At 71.3% G+C, this 17,704-nt stretch carries 15 protein-coding genes; 3 read left to right on the plus strand and 12 right to left on the minus strand.

Features of this window, described 5'->3' with window-relative positions; all coding sequences use genetic code 11:
• Positions 1-110 precede the first annotated feature (110 nt).
• A complete protein-coding gene (locus ACFYTE_RS21240) occupies positions 111-1,082 on the plus strand; it encodes an LLM class flavin-dependent oxidoreductase (protein WP_388712457.1) in 972 nt (323 codons plus the stop codon).
• A gap of 91 nt (positions 1,083-1,173) precedes the next feature.
• Here the strand turns inward: ACFYTE_RS21240 and ACFYTE_RS21245 are convergent, their stop codons facing one another.
• The 4 genes from ACFYTE_RS21245 to ACFYTE_RS21260 all read right to left on the minus strand — a co-directional run bounded on the left by ACFYTE_RS21245 (position 1,174) and on the right by ACFYTE_RS21260 (position 7,472).
• A complete protein-coding gene (locus ACFYTE_RS21245) occupies positions 1,174-2,592 on the minus strand; it encodes a sugar porter family MFS transporter (protein WP_388712460.1) in 1,419 nt (472 codons plus the stop codon).
• Positions 2,593-2,800: 208 nt separating this feature from the next.
• Positions 2,801-6,355 (minus strand): chromosome segregation protein SMC, encoded by a 3,555-nt coding sequence (gene smc, locus ACFYTE_RS21250; RefSeq protein WP_388712462.1) that lies wholly within the window; start codon positions 6,353-6,355, stop codon positions 2,801-2,803.
• Positions 6,356-6,605: 250 nt separating this feature from the next.
• Entirely contained in the window at positions 6,606-6,809 is a 204-nt protein-coding gene (locus ACFYTE_RS21255; protein WP_055623302.1) for a hypothetical protein, read from the minus strand.
• 381 nt (positions 6,810-7,190) lie between these two features.
• Positions 7,191-7,472, minus strand: a complete 282-nt coding sequence (locus ACFYTE_RS21260; protein ID WP_388712466.1) for an acylphosphatase — start codon at positions 7,470-7,472, stop codon at positions 7,191-7,193.
• A gap of 167 nt (positions 7,473-7,639) precedes the next feature.
• On the opposite strand from ACFYTE_RS21260, the gene ACFYTE_RS21265 reads away from it, so the two are divergent.
• Together ACFYTE_RS21265 and ACFYTE_RS21270 are read left to right on the plus strand one after the other, a co-directional pair.
• Positions 7,640-8,779, plus strand: a complete 1,140-nt coding sequence (locus ACFYTE_RS21265; protein ID WP_388712469.1) for a CAP domain-containing protein — start codon at positions 7,640-7,642, stop codon at positions 8,777-8,779.
• Positions 8,780-8,850: 71 nt separating this feature from the next.
• On the plus strand, positions 8,851-9,252 hold the full coding sequence (locus ACFYTE_RS21270; protein ID WP_388712472.1) for a winged helix-turn-helix transcriptional regulator: 402 nt from the start codon (positions 8,851-8,853) through the stop codon (positions 9,250-9,252).
• Here the strand turns inward: ACFYTE_RS21270 and mutM are convergent.
• From mutM to ACFYTE_RS21310, 8 genes are all read right to left on the minus strand, one after another.
• Positions 9,242-10,102 carry a bifunctional DNA-formamidopyrimidine glycosylase/DNA-(apurinic or apyrimidinic site) lyase gene (gene mutM, locus ACFYTE_RS21275; RefSeq protein ID WP_388712475.1) on the minus strand — a complete coding sequence of 287 codons (861 nt, stop codon included), beginning with the start codon at positions 10,100-10,102 and terminating at the stop codon, positions 9,242-9,244. The two genes, ACFYTE_RS21270 and mutM, sit on opposite strands and share 11 nt — an antisense overlap.
• Positions 10,103-10,181: 79 nt before the next feature.
• Positions 10,182-11,033 carry a ribonuclease III gene (gene rnc, locus ACFYTE_RS21280; protein WP_388712477.1) on the minus strand — a complete coding sequence of 284 codons (852 nt, stop codon included), beginning with the start codon at positions 11,031-11,033 and terminating at the stop codon, positions 10,182-10,184.
• Between the two features lie 7 nt (positions 11,034-11,040).
• Positions 11,041-11,214 carry a 50S ribosomal protein L32 gene (rpmF, locus tag ACFYTE_RS21285; RefSeq protein WP_003951102.1) on the minus strand — a complete coding sequence of 58 codons (174 nt, stop codon included), beginning with the start codon at positions 11,212-11,214 and terminating at the stop codon, positions 11,041-11,043.
• Positions 11,215-11,216: 2 nt separating this feature from the next.
• The gene (locus ACFYTE_RS21290) at positions 11,217-11,870 is read right to left on the minus strand and encodes a YceD family protein (protein WP_388712481.1); all 654 of its coding nucleotides are present in this window, start codon (positions 11,868-11,870) and stop codon (positions 11,217-11,219) included.
• A 132-nt stretch (positions 11,871-12,002) separates the two neighbouring features.
• Positions 12,003-13,118, minus strand: coding sequence for an ATP synthase F0 subunit B (locus tag ACFYTE_RS21295; RefSeq protein ID WP_388712483.1), 1,116 nt, complete (start codon positions 13,116-13,118; stop codon positions 12,003-12,005).
• A 57-nt stretch (positions 13,119-13,175) separates the two neighbouring features.
• A complete protein-coding gene (gene coaD / locus ACFYTE_RS21300; protein ID WP_388712863.1) occupies positions 13,176-13,655 on the minus strand; it encodes a pantetheine-phosphate adenylyltransferase in 480 nt (159 codons plus the stop codon).
• Between the two features lie 26 nt (positions 13,656-13,681).
• On the minus strand, positions 13,682-14,269 hold the full coding sequence (rsmD, locus tag ACFYTE_RS21305) for a 16S rRNA (guanine(966)-N(2))-methyltransferase RsmD (protein WP_388712485.1): 588 nt from the start codon (positions 14,267-14,269) through the stop codon (positions 13,682-13,684).
• Positions 14,270-14,331: 62 nt separating this feature from the next.
• Complete coding sequence (locus ACFYTE_RS21310; RefSeq protein ID WP_388712488.1) at positions 14,332-17,583, minus strand: helicase-related protein; 3,252 nt, start codon at positions 17,581-17,583, stop codon at positions 14,332-14,334.
• Positions 17,584-17,704 lie beyond the last annotated feature (121 nt).

The following is a 17,704-nucleotide window of genomic DNA, read 5'->3' on the forward strand; positions in this document are numbered from 1 at the left end:
TGCTCGACACCACGGGCCCGGCCGAGAAGTCCATGACTCTGGCTGTCTGACGCTTCGTCAGCTAACGTCCCCGCGACCGCACCAACCACCCGGCGACAGGGGGACCACCCATGCCCGCAACGGTCGTCCGTTTCAACCTCGTCGAACCCGGCGCCACCCCCGCCGCGCTCGCCGCCCGCTACCGGGCCGCCCTGGAGATGGCCGGCTACGCCGACGAGCAGGGCATCACCACCATCCAGACCGAGGAACACCACGGCGTCGCCGACAACTGGATGCCGTCGCCGTTCGTGTTCGCGGGCGCGGTGTTCGGGGCGACACGGCAGATCGCGGTCACGGTGTCCGCGGTCATCGGCCCGCTGCACGACCCGCTGCGGCTGGCGGAGGACATCGCCGTGCTCGACCTGCTGAGCGGCGGCCGGCTGGTCACCGTCGCCGGGATCGGGTACCGGCCCGAGGAGTACGCCCGCAGCGGCGTGGACTGGAAGCGGCGCGGCCGGCTCCAGGACGAGCTGCTGGAGACCCTGCTGAAGGGGTGGACCGGCGAGGAGTTCGAGTACCGGGGCCGGACGGTCCGGGTCACCCCGCGTCCGTGCACCGAGCCGCACCCGCTGCTCCTGGTCGGCGGCTCCTCCCGGGCCGCGGCCCGCCGGGCGGCCCGGCTCGGCCTGCCGTTCTTCCCCAGCGCGCACCTGCCGGAGCTGGAGGCGTACTACAAGGAACGGCTCGTGGAGTACGGCACGCAGGGCTGGACGATGATGCCCGCCGCCGAGACCCCGCTGCTGCACATCGCCGAGGACCCGGACCGGGCGTGGGCCGAGTACGGCCGGTACTTCCTGCACGAGGCCCGCACGTACGCGTCCTGGCAGTCCGGGGACATCCGCTCGGCGGTGCGCTCGGCGGCCACGACGGTGGACGAGCTGCGCGCGGAGGGCGTGTACCGGATCCTCACTCCCGAGCAGTGCGTGGCGCAGGGCCTCGACAACCTGGTCCTGCACCCGCTGGCGGGCGGAATGCCCCTGGACGAGGCCTGGCGCAGCCTCCGCCTGTTCGCCCGCCAGGTACTCCCATCCCTGAAGAACTGACCCCACACGAGCCCCGAAGGGGCGCGGCGCGCCCAGCCACAACGAAGCCGCACACTGACGCCGGCCCATCTCGGCTGAACCGGCGGAGCCTTTAGCCCATCTCCTCCAGCGCCTTGCCCTTCGTCTCCTTGACGAACCTGAGGACGAACGGGATGGAGAGCGCGGCGAACACCGTGTAGATCACGTAGGTCGCCGACAGGTTCCAGTCGGCGAGCGACGGGAAGCTCGCGGTGATGGCCCAGTTGGCGATCCACTGCGCGGAGGCGGCCACGCCCAGCGCGGCGGCACGGATCCGGTTGGGGAACATCTCGCCGAGGAAGACCCAGACGACCACGCCCCAGGAGAGCGCGAAGAAGAGGACGAAGACGTGGGCGGCGATCAGGGCGACCCAGCCCTGCGTGGCCGGCAGCTTCCCGTCGACCAGGTGGTGGGAGAACGCCCACGCCTCCAGCGCGAGGCCGACGACCATGCCGACCGAGCCGATGAGCGCGAGCGGCCTGCGGCCGATGCGGTCCACGAAGATCATCGCGATCACGGTGCCGACGATGTTGATGATCGACGTGGTGAAGGAGTAGAGGAACGAGTCCGTCGGGTCGACGCCGACCGACTGCCACAGCGTCGAGGAGTAGTAGAACGCGACGTTGATGCCCACGAACTGCTGGAACACCGACAGGCCGATGCCGATCCAGACGATCGGCTTGAAGAAGAAGGAGCCGCCGAGCAGGTCCTTGAAGGTGGACCTGTGCTCGCTGCTCATGGCGTGCTCGATCTCGGCGACCCGGGCGTCGAGATCGGTTCCCTTGCCCTCGACCTCGGCGAGGATCTCACGGGCCCGCTCGCGCCTGCCGACGGACAGCAGGAAGCGGGGCGACTCGGGGATGGCGAAGGACAGCAGCCCGTACAGGGCGGCCGGGATGACCATGACACCGAGCATGACCTGCCAGGCCTCAAGGCCCATCAGCCGGCCGCGCTGGTCGCCGCCGGCGGCGTTCAGCAGGCCCCAGTTGACCAGCTGCGAGACGGCGATGCCGACCACGATCGCGGCCTGCTGGAAGGAGCCGAGGCGGCCTCGATAGGCCGGCGGGGCGACCTCGGCGATGTAGGCGGGGCCGATGACCGAGGCCATGCCGATGGCGAAGCCGCCGACGATCCGCCAGAAGGCGAGGTCCCAGAGCGCGAAGGGCAGCGCGGAGCCGACGGCGCTGACCGTGAAGAGGATCGCGGCGATCTGCATGCAGCGGATGCGGCCGATGCGGTCCGCTATCCGGCCGGCGGTCGCGGCACCGACGGCACAGCCGATCAGGGCGACGGCGATGACCTGGGCGAGTGCCGCGGAGCCGATGTCGTAGCGGCTGCGGATGGCCTCCACGGCGCCGTTGATCACGGAGCTGTCGTACCCGAAGAGGAAGCCGCCCATCGCGGCCGCCGCCGCGATGAAGACGACGTGCCCGAGGTGGTCGGGATGGGCCGTTCCGGCTCCTGACTGGGGTGCCTGCGCTGTGCTGGTCACGTTGATACTCCTCGGGCCGCCGGCAACGCCGCCGGGGTGGGGGCGAGCCCTTCAGGTACCAGTGGCGCACAAGATCAAACCACTCACACCTGAAGACAAGAACAACGTTGCAGAGACTATGTCTTCAAGTTTCGAAGTCAAATCTGATCATTGGTGACCTTGAGCACGCCGGACCATTGATCCGAGTTCACTTCTTGAAATGAGGCACTCAGCGGAGCCGCTGCGAGATGACCTTCGACACACCGTCGCCCTGCATGGAGACGCCGTAGAGCGCGTCGGCGACCTCCATCGTGCGCTTCTGATGAGTGATCACGATCAGCTGGGAGGCCTCCTGCAACTCCTGCATGATGCGGATCAGCCGCTGGAGGTTGGTGTCGTCGAGGGCGGCCTCGACCTCGTCCATGACGTAGAAGGGGCTGGGCCGGGCCTTGAAGATGGACACGAGCAGCGCGACGGCGGTGAGCGAGCGCTCCCCGCCGGACAGCAGGGACAGCCGCTTGACCTTCTTGCCCGGCGGCCGGGCCTCCACGTCCACGCCCGTGGTGAGCATGTTGTCGGGGTCGGTCAGCACCAGCCGCCCGTCGCCGCCCGGGAAGAGCCGGCTGAAGACGCCCTCGAACTCCCGGGCCGTGTCCCGGTACGCCTCCGTGAAGACCTGCTCGACGCGCTCGTCGACCTCCTTCACCACTTGAAGCAGGTCGGCGCGCGTCTTCTTCAGGTCCTCCAGCTGCTCGCTGAGGAACTTGTGCCGTTCCTCCAGCGCGGCGAACTCCTCCAGGGCGAGCGGGTTGACCTTGCCGAGCTGCTGGTAGGCGCGCTCGGCGGCCTTCAGCCGCTTCTCCTGCTCGGCGCGCACGAACGGCCGCGGGCGATTGCGCGGGTGCTCCGGGTCGTCGGGCAGTTCCTCCCCCTCGGCGGGCGGCGAGGGCGGCACGGGCTGGTGCGGGCCGTACTCGCCGACGAGCCCGGCCGGCTCCACGCCCAGCTCCTCCAGCGCCTTGGTCTCCAGCTGCTCCACCCGCAGCCGCTTCTCCGCGCCGAGCACTTCTCCCCGGTGCACCGAGTCGGTCAGCTTGTCGAGTTCGGCCTTGAGGTCGCGCCCGGCGTTCCGGGCGGCGGTCAGCTCCTGCTCCCGGCGCGCCTTGGCCGCCTCGGCGGCGGTGCGCTCCGCGTCGGCCCGGCCCAGCGACACCTCGACGTGTGCGAGCAGCTGCCGCGCGCCTGACGCGACGGCCTGCGCCACCGACGCCTCGTGTCGCAGGCGGGCGCGCCGCTGTTCGGCACGCGCGCGTGCCTCGCGTTCGGCGCGGGCGCCCCGGTCGAGCGCGTCGGCCCGCCCGGCGAGCCCCTTGACCCGTTCCTCGTGGGTGCGGACCTGGAGCCGTGCCTCCATCTCGGTCTGCCGGGCGTTGGCGCCGTCGGCGGCCAGCCGGTCCCGTACGGAGGTGTCGGGTTCCTCCTCGATCGGCATCTCCTCGGCGACGGCGAGCCGTTCGGCCAGTTCCTCGACCTCCTGCACGGCCCGGTCCAGTGCCTCCTGCGCCCGGGCCGCCGCCGCGGTGGACCGCTCGGACTCGCCGGCCGCGCCCCGCGCCTGCCCAGCGAGCCGCCCGAGCTGCTGGGCGACGGCCGACTTCTCCCGGTCGGCGGCCCGGCGCCGCTCCCCCAGCTCCTCCACGAGCGCGGCGCACTCCCGGCGCCGCTCCTGCGCCGCGCCCTGCGCCTCGGCCAGCCGCGCGCACCGCACGGCCAGCTCGTCGAGTTCGGCGGCCGCCTCGTCGACGGACGCCTGCACTTCCAGCAGGCTCGGCGCCCCGGCCGACCCGCCGTGCGCCACATGGGCGCCGAGCAGATCGCCCTCGGCGGTGACGGCGGTCAGCTCGGGGTGCGCCTGGACCAGGTCCTCGGCGTCTTCGAGGGTGCCGACCACGACGACGCCGCGCAGCAGCCGCCGCACGGCGGGCATCAGCTCGGCGGGGCCCTGGACGAGATCGGCGGCGTAGGGCGGTCCGGCCGGGTGCGGTTGCGGCGGTACGTCGTCGGGGGCCCCGCCGAGCAGCAGCGCCGCGCGGCCCGCGTCCTGCTTGCGCAGCAGCCGGATGGCGTCCGCGGCCGAGGCGGGCGTGGTCACCGCGATGGCGTCCGCCGCCGCGCCGAAGGCCGCCGCCAGCGCGGTCTCGTGGCCCGGCGCCACGGTGAGCAGTTCCGCGGCCGGGCCGAGCACGCCGGTGAGCCGGTCCCTCGCCCCGAGCAGCGCGCCGCTGCCGTCCTTGCGGCGCAGTCCCAGCGCCAGCGCCTCGTGCCGGGCCTGGGTCGCGGCGCGCCGGCGCTCCGCCGCGGTGGCCGCCTCCCGCGCGGCCGTCAGTGCGGACTCCGCGTCGGCCAGCGCCGCCTTCGCCGCGTCGTGCCGCTCGGCGAGTTCGGCGTCGCCGGCGTCGAGGCCGTCGACCTCGGCCTTCAGCGCCTCGTACTCCTCCTGTGCGCCGGCGGCCCGCTCCTGGGCCTCGTCCCGTGCCGCGGCCAGCCGGTCGATCTCGGACTGGGCCGCGGCGGCGCGCGAGCGGGCCGCGTTGACCTGCCCGTTCAGCCGGGCCAGGCCCTCGCGGCGATCGGCGATGGCCCGTGCCACGTCCTTCAGGCGGCGTTCCTCGACGGCGAGTTCGCGTTCCAGTTCGGCGCGGTGGGTGACGGTGTCGTCAAGGGCACGCTGGGCCGCCTCCAGGGCCGCCTCCAGCTCGGCCTCCTGCTCACGGATGCGGGCGGCCTCCCGTTCCATGTCCTCCGGGTCACGGCCGCGCCGTTCCTCGGGCGGCGCGGCCGTGGCGCTCTTGACCCGCGCGTCGGCCAGCGAGATCGTGCCGCGTACCCGCTCGGCCAGCTGGGACAGCTCGTACCAGGTCTGCTGGGCGCGCCGCAGCCGGGGCGTGAGCCGGCGCACCTCGTCCTCAAGCAGCGCCTCGCGCTGGAACGCCTTTCTCAGTTCCTGTTCGGCGGCCTCCTTGCGCTCCTTCAGCGCGGCCTCGTCGGCGATCTCGGCTTTCAGCGCCTCGCGCAGCCGTACCAGGTCGTCGGCGAGCAGCCGCAGCCGCGCGTCCCGCAGGTCGGCCTGGATCACGGCCGCCCGGCGCGCGACCGCCGCCTGCCGGCCGAGCGGCTTCAGCTGGCGGCGCAGCTCGTCGGTGAGGTCCTGCACGCGCGCGAGGTTGGCCTGCATCGCGTCCAGTTTCCTGAGCGCCTTCTCCTTGCGCTTGCGGTGTTTGAGGACGCCGGCGGCCTCTTCGATGAAGGCGCGGCGGCCCGTGGGATCGGCGTGCAGGACGGAGTCGAGCTGGCCCTGGCCGACGATGACGTGCATCTCGCGGCCGATGCCGGAGTCCGACAGCAGCTCCTGGATGTCGAGGAGGCGGCAGGTGTCGCCGTTGATCTGGTACTCGCTGCCGCCGTTGCGGAACATGATCCGCGTGATGGTGACCTCGGAGTACTCGATGGGCAGCGCGCCGTCGGAGTTGTCGATGGTGAGGGACACCTCGGCCCGGCCGAGCGGCGGGCGGCCGGTGGTGCCGGCGAAGATGACGTCCTCCATCTTGCCGCCGCGCAGCGACTTTGCGCCCTGCTCGCCCATGACCCAGCTGAGCGCGTCGACGACGTTGGACTTGCCCGAGCCGTTCGGTCCCACGACGCACGTGATGCCCGGCTCGAACCGGAGCGTGGTCGCCGAGGCGAACGACTTGAACCCGCGCAGGGTCAGGGCCTTGAGGTGCACGCCGGTGGACTTTACCCGCCGCCGCTATCTCACTCCATGAACCCTCGCAACCTCGCGGTTTCACGCATGAACATGCAGGGCACACCAGACGTTAAAGACGGTGAAAGGATGCGCGGGGGAGAGAAAGGGCCCAGCGGCGGAGCCGGGCAAGAAAGAAGGGACGCCGAGGCGTCCCTTGCAACTCTGACAACTTAGCGGTTGATACGGGCAGCCCAACCACTGCGTGTGCCGTCGTGGAGCGATGCAGTGATCAGGTGAGCGCAGGCTCCGCCTGGTGTGCGTCGATGCTCTCCATGATCCTGTCGTGAGAAGCGGCAGCCGTCAGCGCCTCGTTCTCGGCCTGGATCCGTACAAGCTCGGATTCCAGGTCCTGGACGCGCTGCTGGAGCCGTCGCATCTCGGCGAGGAGTCGAGGGTCGGAGCCGCCGACGTAACCGAGAAGCGCCTTTGCCATGATGGATGGTCCTCCACACTGAGTGACCGACCGAAGCGGTGTGGGTCGTGAGGGATTCGCACCCGCGGTGCTTGACACTGTCGAGTGTTGCTCTGCCGATGCTCCATGCCAAACAGCTAAGGTGCGCGGGGCTTTCAGCGTCTCACCAAAAAGTTTGACGGTCAACACGATCACGCCCCGTATTGGCGGTTGTCCCGGGGGCGCGCGGCCTGCCGAGGGGCTGCGCTGCGGCTCCTGCGGGGTCCTCAGGGCGTGGCGATCAGTTTTGCTGGGGAGCCTGCCACGACAGGCGGTTCTTGGCAACCACCAGGTCATTTCTGCTTCGGGCAGGTGCCGGTGGCGGTCCCTCCGCTTCGGCCCGCGGCGGCTCGCCGTGGAGGGTCAGCGTACGGCGAATCCCTCGTAGCCCCCGCGGGGTGTGTCCCATATCTCGGTGACGCCGTCCACCCGCCCGGGCGTGTCGCCGCGCTGCAACCAGTCGAGGAGCCCTTCGCAGCCCTCTCGGCGACCCTCGGCGACCACCTGGACCCGCCCGTCCCCCAGATTGAGAGCAAAACCACTCAGGCCGCCGATCTCCAGGGCCTTGGCGCGCGTGAACCAGCGGAAGCCCACGCCCTGGACGTGTCCGCGCACCCAGGCGACCAGCCGTACTTCCTCGCTCATGGCTGCAACCTAACCGGCCAATGTCTCCAGGGGCACGTCCGCCCCAGGCGCCATGCGGTACCGTCCCGACCCAATGAATCTCATATGAAACTCACTCGATCGAGTGAGTTGGGTTGACCCACGGGATCGCATGGGGGGTCGACCGCGAGACCGAGGAAGGCCAGGACATGGGACGCCACCGACGCTCCGCCGCCGGCCGCGCCACGGGTCACGCCACGGGTATCACCCCGCCGCGCGGCCCCGCTCCGCGGAACCCCGACTCGCGGTACGCGCACGCGGACGGCCGCGCCACGCTGGGCTCCGCCCCCTATCTGAACCCGGGTGCGTACACCGAGGCCGACGCCAGGAGCACGGCGTACCTGTACGCGACGGACGACGGTTACGTCCCCGGTCCGGACGGCGGTGACGGACCCGGGGCGGACGGCGGCGGCTTCTTCGCGGCGGAGTCCGCCCCCGCGGACGACGACATGGACCGTGAGCGCGGGCACCGGCGCAAGAAGAAGGCCGGGACGCCGGTGCGCACGGGTCTGCTCGGCGTCTCCGCCGCCGTCGCCCTCGGCACGGTCGCGGTGGCCACGGGCGTGGTGCCCGGACTGGGCGACTACAAGATCGGCGGCGCCGGCGGCAGCGACAACGTGCAGGCCGACGGGGTGCCCGGCAACACGGCCACCGAGCAGGGCGGCACCTCCGGCAGCGCCGAACCCGGCCGCGACGCCGGCCGGGGCACCAGCCCCGGCACCCCCCGCCCGACCTCTCCCGCGCCGTCCGCCCCGGCCTCGTCGGCGCCCGCCCCGTCCCGGACGGCGACGACGAAGCCGGCGGCCACGGCCACTCCCACGAAGCCGCGGACCGAGCGGCCGTCGGCGCCGGCCGCCGCGGAGCCGAAGAAACCGCCGAAGCAGGCGTCCGCGCCGGCGCCGGTCTCCGCGCGGGCCGCCGCCGAGGCGGAGGTGCTGATGCTGGTCAACGGGGAGCGGGCGAAGGCGGGGTGCGACGCCCTGACGGCGAACGGCGCGCTGGCCCGGCTGGCCGAGGCGTTCAGCGAGGACATGGCCGCGCGTGACTTCTTCGACCACACCGACCCCGACGGGGCGACCCCCTGGGACCGGGCGACCGCGGCCGGCGTCACCGGCCTCGGCGGCGAGAACATAGCCCGGGGCCAGGCCGACGCGGCCGCCGTGATGGCGGCCTGGATGGACAGCCCTGGGCACCGGGCCAACATACTGAACTGCGACTTCAAGACCCTGGGCGTCGGCGTGCACTTCGCCTCCGGCGGCCCCTGGTGGACCCAGGACTTCGGTTACTGACCAGGCCCGCAGCGCTGTCTCATGGTTAGTGCAATCTACCGGTTAGCGCTGTGCTCACGTACGCTTGCGTCATGACCGCGACCCAGGAGCGCCCCATGGAGCGGCGCCTCCCGTACGACGTGTTCGCCCGGACCTGCCCGTCGCGCGGCACGCTGGAGCACGTCACGGGCCGCTGGGGCGCGCTCACCCTGGGCGCCCTGTACAAGGGCTCGTACCGCTTCAACGAGTTGCGCCGCCGTGTCGACGGCGTGAGCGAGAAGATGCTGTCCCAGACGCTGCACGCGCTGGAGCGCGACGGCCTGGTGCACCGCGAGGCCCAGCCGACGAACCCGCCCCGGGTGGACTACGAGCTGACGCCCCTGGGCCGCGAGGTCGCCGAGCGCCTGCTGGCCCTCATCCACTGTGTGGAGGGCTCCATGGACGACATCCTGACGGCCCGCGCGGCGTACGACGCCAGCGCCGCTACCCCCTGACGCGCGGCGGGCGCTGGCACGTCGGGCAGAAGTAGCTGGACCTGTTCATCCAGGGTCGGCGGCGCATCGGCGTGCCGCAGCGCCGGCACGGCAGCCCCTCGCGCCCATAGGCGTCCAGGGACCGGTCGAAGTAACCCGATTCGCCGTTCACGTTGACGTAGAGGCTGTCGAAGCTGGTGCCGCCGACGGCGAGGGCCGCGTTCAGCACGTCCCGCACATGGCCCAGCAACTCGGCCGTGCGCGGCCGGGTGAAGTGCGCCGTCGGACGCTCGTAGTGGATCCGGGCCCGCCAAAGGGCTTCGTCCGCGTAGATGTTGCCGACGCCGCTGATCAACGACTGGTCCAGCAGGGCCCGTTTGATGGTGGTCCGCTTCCGGCGCAGCGCCTGATGGAAGGCCTCGTCGTCGAAGAGCGGATCGAGCGGGTCGCGGGCGATGTGCGCGATGACGTCGGGCAGCCCCTCGGGGGTGGTGGGGTGCAACGACAGCCCGCCGAAGGTGCGTTGGTCGACGAAGCGCAGCTCCGTGCCGAGGTCGTCGGCGAACCGCACGCGGATCCTCAGGTGCTTCTCGTCCGGCGCCTCGTGCGGCCGGATCAGCAGCTGACCGCTCATCCCCAGATGGGCCAGGACCGACTGGTCCGTGTCCTCCAGCGGCAGCCACAGGTACTTGCCCCGGCGGCGGGGGACGCCCATACGGTGGCCCTTGAGGCGGTGCGCGAAGTCGTCGGCACCGGCCACGTGACGGCGTACGGCACGAGGGTGCAGCACCTCGGTCTCGGCGACGGTGCGGTGCGCGACCCACCGCTCCAGACCGCTGCGTACGACCTCGACCTCGGGCAACTCGGGCATGGGACCCCCGTGACGGACCGTGTGGGAAGCCGAGCGCCCGCCCCCCGTCGGGGGGCGGGCGGTTCGGATGTGCTGATGGTCAGGCAGGCGCGGCCGTCGCGTCGGGGTCGTCGCCGATGGTCTCGACGGCCGCGTCGACGGCCTCCGCGGTGCCCTGCCCCGTCTTGGCGCGCTCGTCCGCCGCGGCCCGGATGGACCGCCAGGCGGACTCGGCTGCCTGCTGCTCCGCCTCCTTCTTGCTGCGGCCGGTGCCGGTGCCGTACGAGACGCCTCCGACGCGGGCGGCAGCAGTGAAGGTCTTCTCGTGATCGGGTCCGGTCTCCGTGACCAGGTACTCGGGCACGCCGAGCCCTTCCGTCGCGGTCAGTTCCTGGAGGCTGGTCTTCCAGTCCAGGCCGGCTCCGAGGTTCGAGGACTTCTCGATCAGCGGGTCGAAGAGCCGGTGCACCAGCTCGGACGCCGCGTCGAGGCCCTGGTCGAGATAGACCGCGCCGATCACCGCTTCGAGGGTGTCGGCGAGGATGGACGCCTTGTCCCGGCCGCCCGTGCCCTCTTCACCGCGGCCGAGCCGGATGAAGGAGCCCAGTTCGAGACCGCGGCCCACCTCCGCGAGCGCACGCGAGTTCACCACCGCGGCCCGCAGCTTGGCCAGCTGGCCCTCGGGCAGGTCGGGGTGGATGCGGTACAGCGTGTCCGTGACGACGAGACCGAGGACGGAGTCCCCGAGGAACTCCAGCCGCTCGTTCGTCGGCAGACCGCCGTTCTCGTACGCGTAGGAACGGTGGGTCAGTGCTCGCACCAGAAGGGCGGACTCGATCTTGTAGCCGAGCCGCCCTTCCAGAAGCGTGTGGGACGAGGCCGTGTTGTCCGCTGGTCCGCTTCCGCTCGCGCGGGAAGAGTTCTTCTTCGGCGTGGACACAGTGCCTCTCACCAGCCGCTCAGACCTCTAGAACCTGGCGCTTGTTGTAGGTGCCGCACGACGGGCACGCGATGTGCTGCTGCTTGGGCTCGTGGCAGCGCTCGCACGCAACCAGGGTGGGGACCGCAGCCTTCCACTGCGACCGGCGGTGGCGCGTGTTGCTGCGCGACATCTTCCGCTTCGGAACAGCCACGGCTACTTCTCCTGCTTCTCGTCGGCGCGTGCTGATCGAGGCACGTCGCCGCCCATCTCGTCCTTCTCGCCGTCCGTCATGGTGTCGGCGAGTCCCTGCAAAGCCGCCCACCGGATGTCGACGGCGGCATGGTGGTGGTCCGGGTCGTCCGCGAGCCGCGCTCCGCACTCGGAGCACAGACCCGGACAGTCGTCCCGGCACACCGGCTGCATCGGCAGTGCGAGCACCACCGCGTCGCGCAGCACGGGTTCGAGGTCGATGAGTCCGTCCTCGATGAAGAGCCTGCTCTCGTCTTCCTCGGCGTCGTCGCCCGGTTCCGCGATCACGCGGCCCCGGTCGTCGGCGTCAGGGTACGAGAACATCTCCTGGAAGTCCGCTTCGAGCCGCAGCCCGACCGGCTCCAGACACCTTACGCACTCCCCCTGGGCGGCGGCACGGGCGGTACCCGTGACGAGCACCCCTTCCATGACCGACTCCAGTCGGAGTTCGAGCTCCACCGGGGCGCCTTCCGGTACCCCGACGACCCCCTGCAGACCGAAGTCCCGGGGAGCGTCGACCGTGCGGGTCAGCCGCTGGAGCGCGCCCGGACGCCGCCCCAGCTCGTGTGTGTCGAACACGAACGGGTTGCGGTGGTCGAGGCGGGTCTTGGCGGCCATTCCTGCTTTCGGTCTTCCGAACTCAGAGGGACGCCGCCCGGCGGTGTTCCGGGGCAGCGTTGATCGCAGATGTGGGTGCGACCGAAGAGCCAGGATACTGGACCTTTCGCTCACGGCCCAATCCGCTGCCGGCTACAGGCCCCGGCCCTGCTCGTAGGCGCGCAGTTGCTCGGCGCTGATCATGCTGGTGTCGAAGAGGCTGGTCTCGTCGAGGGCGTAGTCCTGCTGGGCCGGCGGCCGGCCCTGGGCGCCCTGCGCCTGGTCGTATCCGTCCTGCTGGGCGTCGTAGCCCTGGAACGCGGCGTCCGCGGCCGGGGCGTAGCCGGGGGCGGCGTACGGGTCGGGCTGCTGGTAGCCGTACGGGTCCTGCTGGGCGTAGCCCTGCCGGCCCTGCTGGTGCGGGAAGCCGGCGTACGGGTCGGGCTGCTGCTGGTAGCCGTAGGCGGGCTGTGGCTCGTATCCCGCTGCGGGCTGCTGCGCGGGCTGGGGCGGCGCGGGCTGCTGCTGTGCCGGCCGCTCGGCCGGGGCTTCGGCCAGGGCCGCGAGGTCGGCGAGGTAGTCGGCGTCGCTGGAGTGCTGGTAGGTCGTCGTGTCGTCGGCGAGGGCGCCGAGGTCGTCGGTGGCGATACGGCCGTGCAGTTTCTGACGGCCGCGGCCGACGGCCTCCAGGGTCTTGGCCAGGACCGCCTCGAAGGCGCCGAGCTTGACGTCCACGTACTCGTCGGCGGTGCGCCGCAGGGTCTCCGGGTCGTGGCTGCGCTCGGGGGCGTCCTCGTCCTCGTAGCCGCCTTCGTCCAGGCCGGGGCCGGTGCCCAGCAGCTTCTCGCGGCCGCGGCCGACGGAGCCGAGGGTCTTGGTGAGGACGACCTCGAAGTTGGCCAGCTTGGAGTCCACGTAGTCGTCGGCCTCGGCCCGGATCTCCTCCGCCTCCTTGCGGGCTTCGGTCAGGATCCGGTCCGCCTCGGACTGGGAGCGGCGGGCGACCTCGGTGCCGGAGACCAGCGAGCCGCGCTCGGCGTGCGCGCTCTGGATGATCTGCTCGGCCTCCTGGCGGGCCTGCTCGACCATCTGGTCACGGCCGCCGATCAGCTCCTGGGCCTGGGCGAGGGAGCCGGGCAGCGCCTGGCGCACCTCTTCGAGCATCGCGAGCAGGTCGGCGCGGTTGACCACGCACGACGCCGACATGGGCATGGCCCGGGCGCTGGAGACCGCGGCCACGATCTCGTCGAGCTTCTTCTGCACGTCCACCTGTGCTCGCCACTCTCTACAGCTGTGTTGGAGACGGACGGGACGACTGTAGCCCCATCAGTCCTTGCGGAGGCGCTTGTTGAGGGCGTCGAGGACCACCGGGGGCACCAGGTGCGAGACGTCGCCGCCCCACGTCGCGACCTCCTTGACGAGGGAGGAGGAGAGGAAGCTGTAGGTGGGGTTGGTGGGGACGAAGAGGGTTTCGACGCCGGAGAGACCGTTGTTCATCTGCGCCATCTGCAGCTCGTAGTCGAAGTCGCTGACGGCGCGCAGGCCCTTGACGATGGCGGGGATGTCCCGCTCCTTGCAGAAGTCGACCAGCAGGCCGTGGAAGGCCTCGACCCGGACGTTGCCGTACTCGGCGGTGACCTGGCGGATCAGGTCGATCCGCTCGTCGATCTCGAACAGGCCCTTCTTGGACTTGTTGATCATGACCGCGACATAGACCTCGTCATACAGACGAGAGGCGCGGGAGATGATGTCGAGATGTCCGTTGGTGATGGGGTCGAACGACCCGGGACAGACGGCGCGGCGCACTTGTGATCCCTCGCTCTCCGATCCGGTCATCGTGCGTCTTCGCACGTAGAGGCGGCGCGACCGTACCAAAACGTTCCCTCGCCGTAGCGACGGGCCCGGAGCGCTTCGAAACCGTCCGGCCAGTGGAAGTCCCCGCCTCTGGTGCTGCGCTCCACGGTGACGAGGGCTTGCGTGGCGAGCCAGCCCTCCGTGCGGAGTGTGAGCAGAATCTCCCGAAGATCGTCGTCGGAGACGGCGTACGGGGGATCGAGGAAGACGATGTCGTACGGCTCGGCCGGCGCCGGCGCGCGCACGACCTGCTCCGCGCGGCCCGCCCTGACCTCGGCGCCCGGCAGGCCCAGGGCGCGCACATTCTCGCGGACCGTGCGGGCGGCCCGGGCGTCGGCCTCGACGAGCAGTGTGTGACCGGCCCCGCGGGACAGCGCCTCCAGGCCGACGGCGCCCGAGCCCGCGTAGAGGTCGAGGACGCGCTCGCCGTCCAGGGGGCCGCCCAGCAGGGACTGCCAGGTGGAGAAGAGCCCTTCACGCGCCCGGTCGGAGGTGGGGCGGGTTCCGTTGCCCGGCGGAACGGCCAGACGGCGTCCGCCGGCCCGGCCGGCGATCACGCGGGTCATCTCGGGTCCTTGTCGGGGTGCTGGGGCACGGGGTGCGCTCGGGTGGTGGCGATCCCAGTGTCTCAGCCCTTCTCCAGATACTGCTCCCGCTCCTCGTCGAGCAGGGCGTCCAGTGCCGTGCGCAGCCCGGGCAGCCGCTCCAGTTCGGGGTCGGCGGCGACCACCGCGGCCGCCTCCTCGCGGGCCTCGGCGATGATCTCCTCGTCCTCGATGACGGCGAGGACCCGCAGGCTGGAGCGGGCACCGGACTGTGCCTGGCCGAGGACGTCGCCCTCCCGGCGCTGTTCCAGGTCGATGCGGGACAGTTCGAAGCCGTCGAGGGTGGCGGCGACCGCGTTCAGCCGCTGGCGGGCCGCGCTCGCCTCGGGCATCTCGGTGACCAGCAGACACAGCCCGGGGGCCGAGCCACGGCCGACACGGCCGCGCAGCTGGTGCAGTTGGGAGACGCCGAAACGGTCGGCGTCCATGATCACCATCGCGGTGGCGTTCGGCACGTTGACACCGACCTCGATGACCGTGGTGGCCACCAGGACGTCGGTCTCGCCGGCCGCGAAGCGCCGCATGACCGCGTCCTTGTCGTCGGGCTGCATCCGGCCGTGCAGGACCTCGACCTTCAGGCCGCGCAGGGGGCCCGCGGAGAGCTGGGCGGCCACGTCGACGACGGCCAGCGGGGGCCGCTTCTCGGCCTCGTCCTCCGGCGACTTGGCGGCGCCGCTCTTCTTCGGATCGTCGCCCTCGTCGCCGTCGTCGCCGATGCGCGGGCAGACGACGTACGCCTGGTGCCCGCCCGCGACCTCCTCGCGCACCCGCTCCCAGGCGCGCGCCAGGAAGTGGGGCTTGTCGGCGGCCGGCACGACATGGCTCGCGATCGGCGAACGCCCGGCGGGCAGTTGGTCGAGGACGGAGGTCTCCAGGTCGCCGAAGACGGTCATGGCGACGGTCCGCGGGATCGGTGTCGCCGTCATGACCAGCAGATGCGGGGGCTGCCTGCCCTTGCCGCGCAGTGCGTCGCGCTGCTCCACGCCGAAGCGGTGCTGCTCGTCCACGACGACCAGGCCGAGGTCGTGGAAGTGCACCTTGTCCTCGATCAGCGCATGCGTGCCGATCACGATCCCGGCCTCCCCGGTGACCAGGTCGAGCAGTGCCTGCCGGCGGGCCGCGGCGCCCATGGAACCGGTGAGCAGCACCACCTTGGTGGCCTGTTCGGCGCCGCCCAGCATCCCTCCCTCGGCCAGCTCGCCCATCATCTCCACGATCGAGCGGTGGTGCTGCTGGGCCAGTACCTCGGTCGGCGCGAGCATGGCGGCCTGACCGCCCGCGTCGACGACGGCGAGCATGGCGCGCAGGGCGACCATGGTGTTGTGGGTCACCGTGAAGTTGTCAGTGACGTAGGCATGGCTCGGGTGGGCGACGCTGATGCACTGGACGGGCTTTCGCCCCACGTACTCCACCGCGCGAATGCCGCGTCGGAAGGTGTGGTCCTTCGGTTCGGGACCTACCCGTTCGGCCTTGCGTGTCAGCCTGAACGGCGCGTAACGGCCGGGCAGGGACACAGAGACGCCGAACGCCGCCCGCTTCGGCAGGATCCGGGCCCGCCCTCCCAGGGAGCGCACCAGCCAGGCGACGTCCTCCGTAAGACGCGGCGAGGCCGAGCGGAACGAGGCGCTGAAACCGTCCCTGTGCACGGTGCCGTCGGTGTCCATGAGCCCCTGGAGCACGGCGAGACGGTTCTTGATCGAGGTGTTCTTGAACACCTCAGGAACGAATGTGCCCTGCGAGGTCACACCCCAGAGCTTCAGGTCCCGCAAGACCTGGATCACCGGATTGCGTACGCCACCCGCACGGCGGGTCGACTGGATCGTGTAGTCGCCATCGGATCCCTGCACCGAAACCAGGTGGCATTCGGGCGCCACGGCGCTCGCCACCGCATCGCGGACCTCGGCGTCGGTCGTGGACAGTCGCAGGTCGTGCCGGAATGAGCCGTCTCCCAGAAGGAGGCCGAACAGGTACGGGTCGAGAGGCAGCCCGCAGTCGTCCCCGAGATCGACCGGGGTGGCTGCCGGGAGGTACCACTTCGAAGATCCGTCGGCCTCGAAGGTGTCCTGTCGGATCTCCCGGGTCGTCATGACCTGGGGAGCCTGACCGCGCTGCCACGCACGGCTCGTGGCAACGATCCACAGGTGCTCGTCGTCGCACTCGACGGAGCTTCCGTCGGAGAGGAGCAGCCGCCAGACATCGCGCTCTCCCTGCGGGAAGACCCCGTCGATCAGTGCGATCTCCCCGTCCGGCACGACGACTTCGTCCCCGGTCCGCACGACCCCCATGCGGCGGAAACCGTCAGGCGTGAGCACGAGGGAGTCGAGGGGCTGTGCCTTGCCCGAACCCACCTCGCCCTGGAGCAGCCGGTGCATCGGGTGTTCGGTGGCCAGGTCGTCGAAGATCTCCTTGGAGACCTTGCGCTGGCCGTCGGTGAGTGTGAACGGCAGCCGGTCGTCGAAGGCGGCCAGGAGGCCGTCGGGGGCGGGTCTGCGCGGGACGGCGGGAAGCTGGGCGTCGGCATGCCGGCGGCGGGCGAGGGCCACCTGGAGGACGAATGCCTCGTCCCACTTGAGGCGGGCACGGGCGTCGGCGATGTCCGCCTTGGTGTGCGGGCGGTGGATCTTGAGCAGGGCCTCGGGCAGGGGGACCAGGCCGCGGCCCTCGCGCAGGGACTCGGGCAGCGGGTCCACGGCGTCGCGCGCGCCGGGCAGCACCGTCTGCAGCGCCTTGCCGATCTTCCAGGACTCCAGCTTGGCGGTGGCCGGGTAGATCGGGATCAGGGCGCCGGCCCAGCTCTCCGCGGTATCCGCGGCCTCGTCGTCGGCGCCGCGCAGCAGTTCGTACGCCGGATGGGCGAGTTGGAGCCGCCGGTTGAAGACGGAGACCTTGCCCGAGAACATCGCGCGGGTGCCCGGCAGGAGTTCCTTGTGGGGCTTGTGCACGCCGTTGCCGAAGAAGACCAGTTGGAGCCGCCCGCTGCCGTCCGTGATCGTCACCTCCAGCCGCTGGCCCTTGCCGCGCGGGGCCCTGGCGGAGGCGAATGTGTGCAGCCGGGCGTCGGCGACCTGAGCGACCACCGTGACGTGCTCGTCCATCGGGAGGTCGGCGAGGTGGGTGAGCTGCCCGCGCTCCTCGTATCTGCGGGGGTAGTGGTGCAGCAGGTCGCCGACGGTGTGCAGGCCGAGGTGCTCGGCCATCACCTTCGCGGTGGCGGGGCCGAGCACTGACCTCAGCGGTTGGTTCAGTGGTTCTTCCAGTGCGGGCACGAGATCCATTGCACACCACACCACCGACAATGCCGTATACGTCCGAGGAAAGCCCTGGTCAGACGGGCTGTCCGGGCTCTAGGGTGACGCGCTCCGGCCCATGCCCGCGGTCACCGCCTCACCGGGACCG

Source organism: Streptomyces sp. NPDC004629 (genome assembly GCF_042873595.1).
Classification (GTDB): Bacteria; Actinomycetota; Actinomycetes; order Streptomycetales; family Streptomycetaceae; genus Streptomyces.